The organism is Ensifer adhaerens, assembly GCF_020035535.1.
In the GTDB taxonomy this organism is placed as follows: Bacteria; Pseudomonadota; Alphaproteobacteria; order Rhizobiales; family Rhizobiaceae; genus Ensifer.
The window spans coordinates 4,085,462-4,097,318 of the sequence record NZ_CP083349.1; the positions used below are offsets into that span (position 1 = coordinate 4,085,462).

Annotated in this window: 15 protein-coding genes; 7 read left to right on the plus strand and 8 right to left on the minus strand. The window is 63.8% G+C overall.

All coding sequences use genetic code 11. From position 1 onward, the window contains the following. Window positions 1-68: 68 nt before the first annotated feature. From xseA to LAC81_RS19880, 3 genes are all read left to right on the plus strand, one after another. Window positions 69-1,673: an exodeoxyribonuclease VII large subunit gene (gene xseA / locus LAC81_RS19870; protein ID WP_223726153.1), complete on the plus strand. Its 1,605-nt coding sequence runs from the start codon at window positions 69-71 to the stop codon at window positions 1,671-1,673. 66 nt (window positions 1,674-1,739) lie between these two features. Continuing rightward, window positions 1,740-2,315: a chloramphenicol phosphotransferase CPT family protein gene (locus tag LAC81_RS19875; RefSeq protein ID WP_223726154.1), complete on the plus strand. Its 576-nt coding sequence runs from the start codon at window positions 1,740-1,742 to the stop codon at window positions 2,313-2,315. Window positions 2,316-2,482: 167 nt separating this feature from the next. Further along, on the plus strand, window positions 2,483-3,073 hold the full coding sequence (locus LAC81_RS19880; RefSeq protein WP_223726155.1) for an NAD(P)H-dependent oxidoreductase: 591 nt from the start codon (window positions 2,483-2,485) through the stop codon (window positions 3,071-3,073). A gap of 6 nt (window positions 3,074-3,079) precedes the next feature. Here the strand turns inward: LAC81_RS19880 and LAC81_RS19885 are convergent, their stop codons facing one another. Further along, window positions 3,080-3,562, minus strand: a complete 483-nt coding sequence (locus LAC81_RS19885) for a MarR family winged helix-turn-helix transcriptional regulator (RefSeq protein WP_223726156.1) — start codon at window positions 3,560-3,562, stop codon at window positions 3,080-3,082. Window positions 3,563-3,664: 102 nt separating this feature from the next. Between LAC81_RS19885 and LAC81_RS19890 the strand changes: the two genes are divergently transcribed. The 3 genes from LAC81_RS19890 to LAC81_RS19900 all read left to right on the plus strand — a co-directional run bounded on the left by LAC81_RS19890 (window position 3,665) and on the right by LAC81_RS19900 (window position 5,663). Then, complete coding sequence (locus LAC81_RS19890) at window positions 3,665-4,543, plus strand: EamA family transporter (RefSeq protein ID WP_223726157.1); 879 nt, start codon at window positions 3,665-3,667, stop codon at window positions 4,541-4,543. Window positions 4,544-4,721: 178 nt separating this feature from the next. After that, window positions 4,722-5,243, plus strand: coding sequence for an RNA polymerase sigma factor (locus LAC81_RS19895; RefSeq protein ID WP_223726158.1), 522 nt, complete (start codon window positions 4,722-4,724; stop codon window positions 5,241-5,243). Window positions 5,244-5,264: 21 nt separating this feature from the next. After that, entirely contained in the window at window positions 5,265-5,663 is a 399-nt protein-coding gene (locus LAC81_RS19900) for a VOC family protein (RefSeq protein WP_223726159.1), read from the plus strand. An 82-nt stretch (window positions 5,664-5,745) separates the two neighbouring features. Here the strand turns inward: LAC81_RS19900 and LAC81_RS19905 are convergent, their stop codons facing one another. The 3 genes from LAC81_RS19905 to LAC81_RS19915 form a co-directional block, all read right to left on the minus strand. Continuing rightward, window positions 5,746-6,999, minus strand: a complete 1,254-nt coding sequence (locus tag LAC81_RS19905) for an aminopeptidase (protein ID WP_223726160.1) — start codon at window positions 6,997-6,999, stop codon at window positions 5,746-5,748. A gap of 87 nt (window positions 7,000-7,086) precedes the next feature. Continuing rightward, complete coding sequence (locus LAC81_RS19910; RefSeq protein WP_223726161.1) at window positions 7,087-7,974, minus strand: MBL fold metallo-hydrolase; 888 nt, start codon at window positions 7,972-7,974, stop codon at window positions 7,087-7,089. An 88-nt stretch (window positions 7,975-8,062) separates the two neighbouring features. Beyond that, window positions 8,063-8,734, minus strand: coding sequence for a glutathione S-transferase family protein (locus LAC81_RS19915; RefSeq protein ID WP_223726162.1), 672 nt, complete (start codon window positions 8,732-8,734; stop codon window positions 8,063-8,065). Window positions 8,735-8,817: 83 nt separating this feature from the next. Here LAC81_RS19915 and LAC81_RS19920 point away from each other — a divergent pair, with 83 nt between their 5' ends. Further along, window positions 8,818-9,273 (plus strand): MarR family winged helix-turn-helix transcriptional regulator, encoded by a 456-nt coding sequence (locus LAC81_RS19920; RefSeq protein ID WP_223726163.1) that lies wholly within the window; start codon window positions 8,818-8,820, stop codon window positions 9,271-9,273. 267 nt (window positions 9,274-9,540) lie between these two features. Here the strand turns inward: LAC81_RS19920 and LAC81_RS19925 are convergent, their stop codons facing one another. The 4 genes from LAC81_RS19925 to LAC81_RS19940 form a co-directional block, all read right to left on the minus strand. Continuing rightward, window positions 9,541-10,128 (minus strand): dual specificity protein phosphatase family protein, encoded by a 588-nt coding sequence (locus LAC81_RS19925; protein ID WP_328716626.1) that lies wholly within the window; start codon window positions 10,126-10,128, stop codon window positions 9,541-9,543. Between the two features lie 125 nt (window positions 10,129-10,253). Then, on the minus strand, window positions 10,254-10,727 hold the full coding sequence (ybaK, locus tag LAC81_RS19930) for a Cys-tRNA(Pro) deacylase (protein ID WP_223726164.1): 474 nt from the start codon (window positions 10,725-10,727) through the stop codon (window positions 10,254-10,256). Between the two features lie 21 nt (window positions 10,728-10,748). Next, entirely contained in the window at window positions 10,749-11,102 is a 354-nt protein-coding gene (locus tag LAC81_RS19935) for an ArsC family reductase (protein ID WP_223726165.1), read from the minus strand. 117 nt (window positions 11,103-11,219) lie between these two features. Continuing rightward, window positions 11,220-11,852: a YitT family protein gene (locus tag LAC81_RS19940; protein ID WP_113536738.1), complete on the minus strand. Its 633-nt coding sequence runs from the start codon at window positions 11,850-11,852 to the stop codon at window positions 11,220-11,222. Window positions 11,853-11,857 lie beyond the last annotated feature (5 nt).

An 11,857-nucleotide genomic window follows, 5' to 3' on the forward strand; every position in this document is an offset into this window, starting at 1 on the left:
GCCTGCCCGGCGGGTGGAAAGCGCAACGGATATGCTGGCCTTCGGCGAAGGGTGCGGTAAAAGAAGCCATGGCTTCTTTCTTCGACAGCGATTCTCCGAGCAATCTTGCCGAATATTCGGTGTCCGAGCTTTCGGGCTCGATCAAGCGAACCGTCGAGCAGGCCTTCGACCAGGTGCGCGTGCGCGGCGAGATCTCCGGCTATCGCGGCCCGCACTCGTCGGGCCATGCCTACTTCGCGCTCAAGGACGATCGGGCCCGCATTGACGCGGTGATCTGGAAGGGCACCTTCTCGCGCCTACGCTTCCGCCCGGAAGAGGGCATGGAGGTAATCGCGACCGGCAAGGTCACGACCTTCCCGGGTTCGTCGAAATACCAGATCGTCATCGAATCGATGGAGCCGGCCGGTGCGGGCGCGCTGATGGCGCTTCTCGAAGAGCGCAAGCGCAAGCTCGGGGCCGAGGGTCTCTTCGATGCCGCCCGCAAGCGGCCGCTGCCCTATATGCCCAGGGTGATCGGCGTGGTGACCTCGCCGACCGGTGCCGTCATCCGCGATATCCTGCACCGCATTGCCGACCGCTTTCCGGTGCACGTCGTCGTCTGGCCGGTGCGGGTGCAAGGCGATGGTTCGGGCGACGAGGTGGCGGCGGCGATCCGAGGCTTCAACGATATTGAACCCGGCGGCCCGATCGCCCGTCCGGATGTGTTGATCGTTGCGCGTGGCGGCGGCAGCCTCGAAGACCTCTGGGGCTTCAACGACGAGGCCGTCGTTCGTGCCGCGGCCGCCTCTCAGATTCCGCTGATTTCCGCCGTCGGGCACGAGACCGACTGGACGCTGATCGACTATGCCGCCGACCAGCGCGCACCGACGCCGACCGGGGCGGCCGAAATGGCCGTGCCGGTCCGGGCCGATCTCGAGGCGGCGGTCTCCGGCCTGTCGGCACGCTTGAAATCTGCGGTCGGGCGGCAGATGGACAATCGCCGCCAGGCGGTGCGCGCACTGGCGCGGGCGCTTCCGTCACTCGATCAACTGCTGGCGCTGCCGCGCCGTCGCTTCGATGAGGCAGCGCTGGGCCTCGGCCGTGGCTTGCAATTGAACACGGCGAACAAGCGCCGGCAGTTCGAGCGTGTCTCGGCCGAGCTGCGCGCCGATCTTCTGAAGGGCAAGCTTTCCGAGCGGCGTCAGCGCCTTGTCGATGCCATGAACAAGGCCGAACGCATCGTCGAGCGGCAGGTCCATCGCGGCGAGGCGCGGGTCCAGGCGGCGGATGCGGCGCTACGGGCGCTGCCCTCACGCTTGGTCGGCCAGATCCACCGCGCTTCCGATCGTGTCACGGGGCTTGCCGCCCGGTCGGATGCGGCGATCCGTGCAGACGTGCGCCGCCTGCGCAGCGTCATTGTCGCCCAGGATCGCATCCTGCAGTCGCTCTCCTATCGCAACGTCCTGCAGCGCGGCTTCGCTCTTGTTCGGGACGCCGATGGCGGTCCCGTGCGCCAGGCGGCATCCGTCTCGGCCGGCATGGCACTCAGTCTGGAATTTGCCGATGGCCGCGTTTCGGCAATTGCGGGCGAAGGCGAGGGCGAGCCGGCTTCTCCGTCGCCGGTGCCACGCAAGAAGCAGCCGAAGCCCGCGGAGCCGGCGGGAGATCCGCCGAAACAGGGCAGTCTGTTCTAGCGCGTCATCCCGTTGTCATGGCGACGACCTAACGCCATGGTTCCCTAAAGATTGACGGAGCCCGGCATGATCGAGCGAGCCAAGATTATCTTCATCCACGGCGCCTCCAGCAGTGGGAAATCGACGCTGGCGCGTGCGGTCCAGGCGCAGATTGGCGAGCCGTTCTGGCATGTTTCGATCGACCATCTTCGCGATTCGGGAACGGTGCCGATGGAGCGGTTCCGCCGCGGCGACTTTCGCTGGAAAGAACACCGGGCCCGCTTCTTCGACGGGTTTCACCGCTCGCTGGTTGCCTATGCATCAGCCGGCAACAATCTCCTGCTGGAGCACATTCTCGAGGAGCCCGGCTGGGCCGTCGAACTGGCGGCGATGTTCGAACCCTTCGACGTCTTTTTCGTCGGCCTTCATTGCGAACTCGACGAACTCGTCCGAAGGGAAACGCTTCGCGGCGATCGGCCGATCGGCAGTGCCGCGGAGGACTTTCATCGGATCCATGAAGGACAGCGCTACGATCTCCAGCTTCGCTCGGATCAGCCCGTGGAAGACAACGCCGCGCAACTCATATCCGCCTGGGCTTCGCGCCGGTTGCCATCCGTTTTCGCGGAACTGGCCCGCAACGCGCGTCCGGTTTATCCTCGATAGCCGAGCAAGGACTCCATCAATCTCCAGCGGCGCGAATGGCTTCGTTTTTCAAGCCCATTGCAACGTCGACATTCGCCGCCAGGTGGGCTTCCAGCAACAGATTGATTTTTTATAGCATTTGAACGAGAGATCATTTTCGATCCTGCCTGACACACGAGGAACATCGGATGCGCATTCTGCTTGTGCTTGCTCACCCGCTCGAAGACAGTTTTGCCGTCAACGTCGCGCGTGAAGCGCGCACGGCCCTGGAGGCGAACGGCCATTCGGTCGATTTGCTCGATCTTTATCGCGAGGATTTCGATCCGCGTCTCACCGTGGCCGAGCGCGGCAGCTACTTCACCGACGCCTATGACCGCTCGGCAGCGGCCGACTGGATAGCGCGCCTGCAGGCGGCCGACGGGTTGGTGCTCGTGTTCCCACAATGGTGGTTCAATTTTCCGGCGATCCTCAAGGGCTTCTTCGATCGTGTCTTTGCGCCTGGTGTCGCCTTCGACAACGATCCGGCCGGCGGCCGCATCATTCCGCGGCTTCACAACATCAAGGTCTTCTGGGCGCTGACCACAACAGGCTCGCCCTGGTGGGTGGTGCATCTCTACATGGGCAATCCGGTGAAACGACTGTTGAAACGCGGCATCGCCGCTTTCTGTGCCAAGGGGCTGAACTTCCGCATGCTCGCGCTGCATGACATGGACAGGGCGACCGACGCCAAGCGCAAGGCACATCTCGACCGTGTGCGCCGGCTCATCGCGAGCATCTAGCCGCGGCTACTCGAACGTCGCCAAATATTTTCTAAGCAAGCCGTCGAGCGCTGCGCGCTCCTCGGACGAGAGTTCGGAAACGACGCGGTGCTGGTTTGCCACGTGCGCGGTCGCGGCCTCGTCGACCCGGCGCAGCCCTTCCTCCGTGAGCGCAATGATGACGCTGCGCCTGTCCTCGGGGTTGGCAATCCGCTCGACGAGTCCGGCCTTCTCCAACTGGTCGATGCGGTTGGTCATGGTTCCCGAGCTGACCATGGTCGTATCCAGCAGATCTCCGGGCGAAAGCCGATAGGGCGGCCCGGAGCGGCGCAGCGTCGCGAGCACGTCGAAGCTCGAAGCGGAGAGGCCGCGTTCGGCAAAGGTTTTTTCGACTTCCCGGCCGATATGGGTCGAAAGCCGCGAGAGGCGGCCAAGCAGCCCCATGGCCGTCACGTCAAGATCCGGCCGTTCCCGGTGCCATTGGGCCAAAATTCTGTCGACGCGATCCATCAGGGAATCTCCACTGTTTCGTCAGTCATAGAGTATCTTGACGTAGAGATAAACTGTGCTAGCTTCAATTTATCTTGATATAGAGATTCTTGAGATAAAGATATGAGTACGAACCGCACCACCGATCTCGCCTTGACCGCACTCGCCCCGGCCATATGGGGCAGCACCTACCTCGTCACCACGCGGTTCCTGCCCTCGGGTTATCCGCTGACCGTTGCGATGTTGCGGGCGCTTCCGGCAGGCCTCCTGCTCTTGCTGATCGTACGGCGCCTGCCTGAAGGTATCTGGTGGCCGCGCACGTTCGTGCTCGGCGCGCTCAACTTCTCCTTCTTCTGGGCCATGCTGTTCGTTTCGGCTTACCGGTTGCCGGGCGGCGTTGCGGCCACGGTGGGCGCCGTCCAGCCGCTGATCGTCATCCTTCTGTCGCGGGTGTTTCTGGGCTCGCCGATCCGCCTGCTCAGTGTCGTCGCCGGCCTCGCAGGTATCGTCGGCGTCGCCCTGCTGGTGCTCACACCTGGCGCTGCGCTCGATCCGTTCGGGGTACTGGCCGGTCTCGCCGGCGCCGTCTCCATGGCCTTCGGTACCGTTCTGAGTCGCCATTGGGCGCCGCCGGTGCCGCCGCTCACCTTCACCGCCTGGCAACTGGCCGCCGGTGGTCTGATGCTCGTGCCGGTGGCGTTGTTCTTCGAGCCGTCGCTGCCGCCACTGACCACGGCAAACGTCCTCGGGCTTGCCTATCTCGGCCTGATCGGCGCCGCCTTTACCTATCTGCTCTGGTTCCGCGGCCTTTCGCGCCTAGAACCGTCGGCCGTCTCGCCGCTCGGTTTCTTGAGCCCCGTCGTCGCCATCCTGCTCGGCTGGGGCGTGCTCGGCGAGCAAATGACCCCGGTCCAGGCGCTCGGCATCTTGGTGGTCTTCATCAGCGTCTGGCTCAGCCAGCGTGCGCAGTTGCTGCCGAAGGTGCGACCGGCCCGCGCTTGAAGGCGGGCTTGCAACCATAGGGCAAGCGCTTCACATTGCCGGGAACCTCAACCCTGAAAAAGCGCATGCCTGATGACCGAGCACCTGACGCCGGCACACTATTCCGATCTCCTCCGCTTCGCCAGGCGCCAGACCCGTCGCGCCGCCGAAGCGGAGGATTTGCTACGAAGCGCTGATCGTGGCGCTGAAGGCGGGGCGGTTCCCGACCGGCGGTGATCGGGCCTGGTTCTGCGGCATCATTCGCAAGCTCGCTGCCATGCAGGCGCGTAGCGCAGCCCGCCGCCTTCGCCGCGAGCAGCAATCGGGCGTGCCGGAAACGGAAGAGGGGCGTTCCGACGATCCGCTTGCTTTCGCCGCCACGCTCTCGCCCGGCCTCAGGATCGTGATGCTGCTCGCGATCGCCGGTCACAATCGCCTCGAAATCCGCCATCTCCTCGGCATTTCCGACGAAGCGCTGCGCCAGCGCATCCTGATGCTGCGTCGTACCTGGCGTGCCGCCGGTCATGTCGAGACCAATCTGGAACTGACGGGACTGCGCTATCCGCTGGAAACCGGCCGTATCCGCCAGGCGCTGCTGCCGGTGACGCGCGACGGCCGGGCAGCCTTCGCCAGCCACGATCCGGATGGCCATCTCTTCGCGATCAATTTTTCTTTGCGCGCGCCTCACAAAGCGGCAACCGGCGGCAACAAGCTGGCGTAACAAACAGAAAGGGAGCAACCAATGCTGTCGAAACCACGTATCGGGGCGATCTGCTACTTCATCTCGGATCTCGGCCGAACGGAAGCCTTCTATCGAGATGTCCTTGGTCTCAAGGTCCAGCGCGTGGAGGACGACGAAGCCGGCACCTGGCTGATGGCGAAGATAGAAAACGAGGTCGAGCTGATCTTCTTCGTCGTCGAAAGCAAACCGGGCAACACGCCGATCGTCGTGTTCGATCTCGCCGAAGGCGGCATCGACGATGTGGTCGCCGGCCTCGCGGAAAAGGGAACCACCATCGTCACACCGGTGAGCCACGCGCCGGGTGGCTGGTCGGCGGAATTCGCCGATCCCGATGGCCATGTGCTGTCGCTCTACCAATCGGCGGAGATGCCGCGTCTGAAGCGGGCCGCCAACGGCTGAGGGCCCCCAAAGAAAAGGCCGCCGCATGTGTTGCGGCGGCCACAAATCCTTCAGGTCGGACGAGACTGGCGAGAAGCCGTGATCAGGCCCACTCGCCCTTTCGCATGACCGGCACGCGGCTGCCGTCGGCGCGCACGCCGTCGATGTCGACCTGGCCCGAACCGATCATCCAGTCGATGTGGATCAGGCTGGAATTGCCGCCCTGGGCGCGGATCTGTTCCGGCGTCAGCTTGGTGTCGTCGACGAAGCAGCCGGAATAGCACTGGCCGAGCGCGATGTGGCACGAGGCGTTTTCGTCGAACAGCGTGTTGTAGAACAGAACGCCGCTCGCCGAGATCGGTGAGGAATGCGGCACCAGCGCCACTTCGCCGAGCCGGCGCGCGCCCTCGTCGGTATCGAGCACCTTGTTCAGCACTTCCTCGCCGCGCGATGCCTTCGCCTCGACGATCCGGCCGCCTTCGAAGCGCACCTGGATGTTGTCGATCAGCGTGCCCTGGTGCGACAGCGGCTTGGTCGAGGAGACGTGGCCCTCGACCCGCAGCGCATGCGGCGTCGTGAAGACCTCTTCGGTCGGGATGTTCGGGTTGCAGGTCACGCCGTTCTTGGCTTCCGATGCACCGCCGCACCACAGATGCCTATCGGCAAGCCCGACAGTCAGGTCGGTGCCCGGGCCGGTGAAGTGCAGCGCCGCAAAGCGCTCGCCGTTCAGCCAGGCCGAGCGCCGGGCGAGGTTGGCGTTGTGCTCCTTCCAGGCGGCGACCGGATCGGCGACGTCGATGCGCGAGGCGGCGAAGATCGCGTTGGCGAGCTTCTCGACGGCCACGTGTTCCGGATCATCAGGGAAGACCAGCTTCGCCCAGGACGGATTCGGGTAGGAAACGATGTTCCAGTTGATGTCGAAGTTCGAGATCTTTTCGAGCGCGGGTTTGTAGGCGATCGAGTTCGCCTTGTTGGCACGCGCGACCTTGGCCGGGTCCTGCGCCGACAGCATCATCGGGTTGTCGCCGGAGATCGCAAGCCGTGCAGCGCCGCCGGCAAAGGCCTCGGCCATGCCCTTGAACAGCCAATCGCTCGCCCGGTCGAAGCTTTCGTCGGGAGCGTAGGCGTAGCGCGCGAGCGTCGTGTCCTCGTCGGAATAGAGCGTCGTCACCAGTCCCGCACCCGCCTTGTATGCGTGCTTGGTGATGAGGCGGACGAGCGGCATGGCCGCCACCGGCGCGGTCATCACCAGGTCCTGGCCGCGCTGAAGCTGCAGGCCGACCTGGATCGCGACTTCCGCGAGCTTGTCGAGTTTTACCGGATCAATCGGATTGGGCGTATTGGCGGGATAGGTCATGATCTGCCTGTCTTTTGAATCGGAAGAAGAAGACTTAGAGCGCTTTGCGGCGAAAATGAAGGCTGGTGGTCATCGTGGTGTCGCGGCTCAATCCGTCCGGAGAACGGCCCGCATTCGCTCGATGTTGCTCCGGTGCACCGCCTCGTAAGGTGCGAAATAGCGGATCGCGCCGGAGGCGATCTCTTCGGCCGCGAATTCCTCGAGCGTGCCGACTACCGTCCCGGCCGAAATGGCGCCCATCAGTCTTTCGATATAGCCGCGATTGGCATCGATCAGGTCCGGCCCATAGCCGCCGGTGGCGATGCGCTCGCGGTCGCCATGGGCCGGCAGGATTCGAGCAATCGGCCATTGCCGCAGACGCCTGAGCTCCGCGATGTGCGTCGCCGTCTGGTCGGCCTCGCTGATGAAGGTTGTCGTATCCTCGAGCGTATCGCCGGCCAGCAGCAGCCTTTCCTCAGGCAGCCAGATGACATTGCCGTCGGCGCTGTGGATGGCGAAGTGATGCAACTCGACGCGACGTTCCCCGACGGTCAGCGCAAGCGTCTCCGCAAACAGCCGGTTCGGCATGACGAGGGGATGGATCGGCGGCGTCGCCGTCTCGATCCGTTCGCGATTTTCTTCAAGCTTCTCTGCCGTCAGCCTGAGCGCGATGATCTCGCAGTCGGCGAAGACGGCGTTTCCGGCCACATGGTCCTTGTGCCAGTGGCTGAGCACGACGCGGATCGAAGTGACACCGAGGCTCTCGAGGTGATTTCGGATCGCCCGGGCATGGGCGAGCGAGATATGGGTATCATAGACCAGCGCTTGCTCGCCGCCGACGATCGCATACGAGGCGACGCCCAGTTCATAAGCGCCGTCGTCGAGCCAGTTCGGACCCTCCGAAAAGAGCCGCACCCCGGCGATGCGCCCGTCGTAATAGGCGTAGAGACCGGGGTAGGGCTCCAGGATCGTCAAGGTCGAGGTCATGTCCGTCATATGCAGTTCCTCCCGCATGGCTTGGTGATGTCATAGGCCAGTGCGAAACGAAACTGAAGGACGGGATGCTGCCCTCGATCCTATCCGTCTATCCCTGACGGGCGCGCAGCAGATAGGCATCTTGCTCCCGCAGAAAAGTCATCAGCCGCTCGCCGTAATCCGCCGTCACCGCCGTCTTGACGCTCGGCCGGTCCGCCAGTGCTGCACGCCAGGCACGGATACGATCGAGCCCGTCGAAGATGCCGTGATCGGCGAGCGTGTCGAAGAGGTCGAAGTAGCGGAAGATCGGCGCGAAGACCGCATCGACGAGCGAAAATCGTGTGCCGGCGAAATAGGGGCCGTCGCCGAGCGCCGCTTCGACAGTCGCGAATTTTCCGGCCAGTGTCTTGCGCTTCTGTTCGTAGGTTTCCCGGTCACTGGCGGTCTCGAAGCCCCAGAGATCCGAGAGGATCGACGAGCCGAACTCCATCCATCCGCGATGCCGGGCGCGCTCCAGCGCATCTTCAGGGTGAAGCTTCGGTCCAGCTTGGCTTTCCTCGACATATTCGGCGATGACGGAGCTTTCGAACAGCACCGTTTCACCGCCTTGCTGCGGCACCTGCAGCAGAGGCACCTTGCCGAGCGGCGAGATCTTCAGGAACCAGTCGGGCTTGGCCTTGAGGTCAATGTAGGTCCGCTCGAAGCGAACGCCTTTTTCGTCGAGCGCGATCGAGGCGCGCTGCACATATGGGCAGAGATGGTGGCTGACGAGGGTAAGCATGGCAGTCTCCCGGTTGAGGCAAGTAGATGCATTTGCATGTATGTAGGCTTGCTTCGACTTTCAAGGTGGATGTAATTGCATCTATGAGCGAAGAGACAAAAAATGATGGAAAGCGTCCCGGACCGGAAACGACCGAGGCCTGGATCGGGCTGATGCGGGCGCGCGAGCGCGTGCTTGCGCGGATCGAAGCCGATTTCAAGGCAGCCAGCTTGCCGCCGCTTGGCTGGTACGACGTGTTGTGGGAGCTGGTTCAGGCGGAGCATGGACGGCTGCGTCCCTTCGAGATCGAGGCGCGCACGCTGCTCGCCCAGTACAATCTCTCCCGGCTGATCGATCGTCTGATGAAGGAGGGCCTTGTCCGCCGCGAAACCTTCGACGCGGATGGTCGCGGCCAATGGGTTGTCATTACCGAGGCCGGCCGGGCGATGCGCGCGCGCATGTGGCAGACCTATGGCCCCTCGATCGAGGCCCATGTCGGCGCCAGACTGACTGAAGCGGAGGCGCGGCAACTGGCGGCGCTGCTGGCGAAGCTCAAGTAGAGCAGCTCAGTTCTCAAACCGCATACCGGCGAACGATCGGGTCGCGCCTTCCAGGCAAGTTGCCCCTCACCTTGGCGCTCTTCCTGCGGGCGGGGAGAGAGCGTGCTGTTCGTAGCGCCGCCGACCAGAGCCGTCACAGGAGAGGGGTCGTCCTTGCTGAGATGAACGGGTGCTACGTGTCTCCTTCGCCCCGTTTGCGGGGAGAAGGTGGCCGGCCGGATGAGGGGCGCCGATGGGGCGAGCGTCAATCTAGGACGCCGTCGTCGCCTAGCTGCTGAGGCCGAAGGATTTTTCCAGGGCTTCCCAGGTCTCGTCCATGGCAAAGGTGCCGGACAGATAGGGAATGGCCACATGGCCGTAGAGCGGCGACAGCTGCCACTCGGCCGTCTCCTCGTCGACGCCGGCGATCTGCTGCAGGTAGATCGTCGAGACCAGCCCGGTGCGGTCGGCGCCGGCCTTGCAGTGGATCAACAGCGGCTTCGGTGCGTCCTTGAGGATCGCGATCAGCGCGTCGGTTTCCTTGCGGTCGATCTCCGCCGAGGCGGACATGGGGAAGTTGATGAGCCGGATACCGTTGCGCTCGGCGGCGGCAACCTCGTCGCGATACCAGCTTTCGTCCGGCCTCTCGCCGCGCAGGTTGATAATGGTTCGGATGCCGTAGGCCTTGGAATAGGTGGCGATCGCCTCCGGCGTCGGCTGTGCCGAGCGGTAGACCTCACCGGCGACGAGCGTGTGGAAGTTGCCGGTCCATTGCAGGCCAACGAGATAGAGAACCATGGCCGAGACGAGCGCAGCCGTGCCGACGGCGAGGCGTTTTAGAAGACGCTTCGCGCGCAGAAACCTTGCAGATGCCATGAAACAACTCCGAAGCGGCCCCAAGCTCCAAACCGTGAGCGGGATGCGGGCGGAAAACGGCGAATGTTTTCCTCATCCCGCTTTGGCTGCTCCTATATGCCATCCGTGATATTTTGATGGCAAGATCAGGCGATCAGCGGCGCTGCGATCGCCTTCAGCGCAGCCTGCGCATCGCGCGGCGCCAGCCGCACTTGCAGCCCCCGCTGACCGCCATTGATATAGACCTGCGCCTCGGCAAGCGCTGCCTCCTCGATGGCCGTCGGCACCAGCTTTTTCTGGCCGAACGGGCTGATGCCGCCGACGTGGTAGCCGGTCAGCCGCTCGGCATCCGCCGGCTTCATCATGGCGGCCGATTTGCCGCCGAAGGCGGCGGCCAGTTTCTTCATGCTCACTTCGCGATCGGAGGGCACGACGCAGCAGACCGGCTTGCCGTCGACCTCCGCCATCAGTGTCTTCAGCACCCGGCTCGGATCCTCCCCGAGCGCTTCCGCCGCCTGCAGGCCGACGCGTTCGGCATTGGGGTCGTAGTCATAGGTATGCACGCTGAAAGCGACGCCGGCCTTCGAAAGCGTCTGCGTGGCACGCGTGGTCTTCGACATCGTCGTCGCTCCGAATGGGGATCAGGCTTTGGCGAGCAGTGCCTCGTAGAGGTCCGGCTTGAAACCGATCAGCAGGTTGCTGTCGGTTTCGAGCACCGGACGCTTGATCATCGAGGGCTGCGCCAGCATCAGCGCAATCGCCTTCTGCTCGTCAAGGTCCTGCCTGTCCGCCTCGTCGAGCTTGCGGAAGGTCGTGCCGGCGCGGTTCAGCACCGTTTCCCACCCGGCTTCCTTGCACCAGCGCTCGAGATGCGGGCGGTCGATACCTTCGGCCTTGTAGTCGTGAAAGCGGTAAGCGATGCCGCGGCCATCGAGCCAGGTACGCGCCTTCTTCATCGTGTCGCAGTTCTTGATGCCGTAGATCGTAACCGTCATGCCCATGCTCCAGCGTCGTCGTCGTGTATCCGGGAAACCGTCCGGAATCACACGATTTGAAAGGGTGGCAGGAGTGATAGCCGCCCAATGCGCGGGAGGGAAGACCGAGACCTAGCGTCAGGTCACACCGGCGTAGCGGCCGGGCTTGTGGTTGATCGCCAGGGTCATGTTGACGACGGCCGCACCGATGACCGAAAGCACGAGGTTCGATGGCGGCAGCACGAAGAAGGCGGCAGCCAGAATGGTGAGATCGACCGCAAGCTGGAAATATCCGGCACGGATGCCGAACCTCTCCTGGAGATAGATCGCCACGATGTTGATGCCGCCAAGCCCGGTGCGGTGGCGGAAGAGGATCAAGAGACCCATGCCCATCAGCCCGCCACCGACAACCGCCGCATAGATCGGGTCGAGCCGGGCTATCTCCACCCAGCCGGCCGTCAGCCGAGAAAATAGGGAGACGAGGCTGACGGCGATGAAGGTGCGCAGCGCAAACATCCAGCCGAGCCGTTTGACCGCCAGGATGTAGAAGGGCAGGTTGACGAGCGAAAAGACCAGCCAGAACTCGGCGCCGGTCGCATATTGCAAAAGCAGCGCCAAGCCCGACGTGCTGCCCGTGAGTAGCATCGCCTTGCTGTAGATGATGATGCCGAGCGACATGATCAGCGTGCCCGTCAGGATCGCCAGCGCATCCTCGTAGAGGCGATGGCGTTCGGTCGGGATTTCTGTCGCGTCGATGCTGCGCTCGGCCATCATGG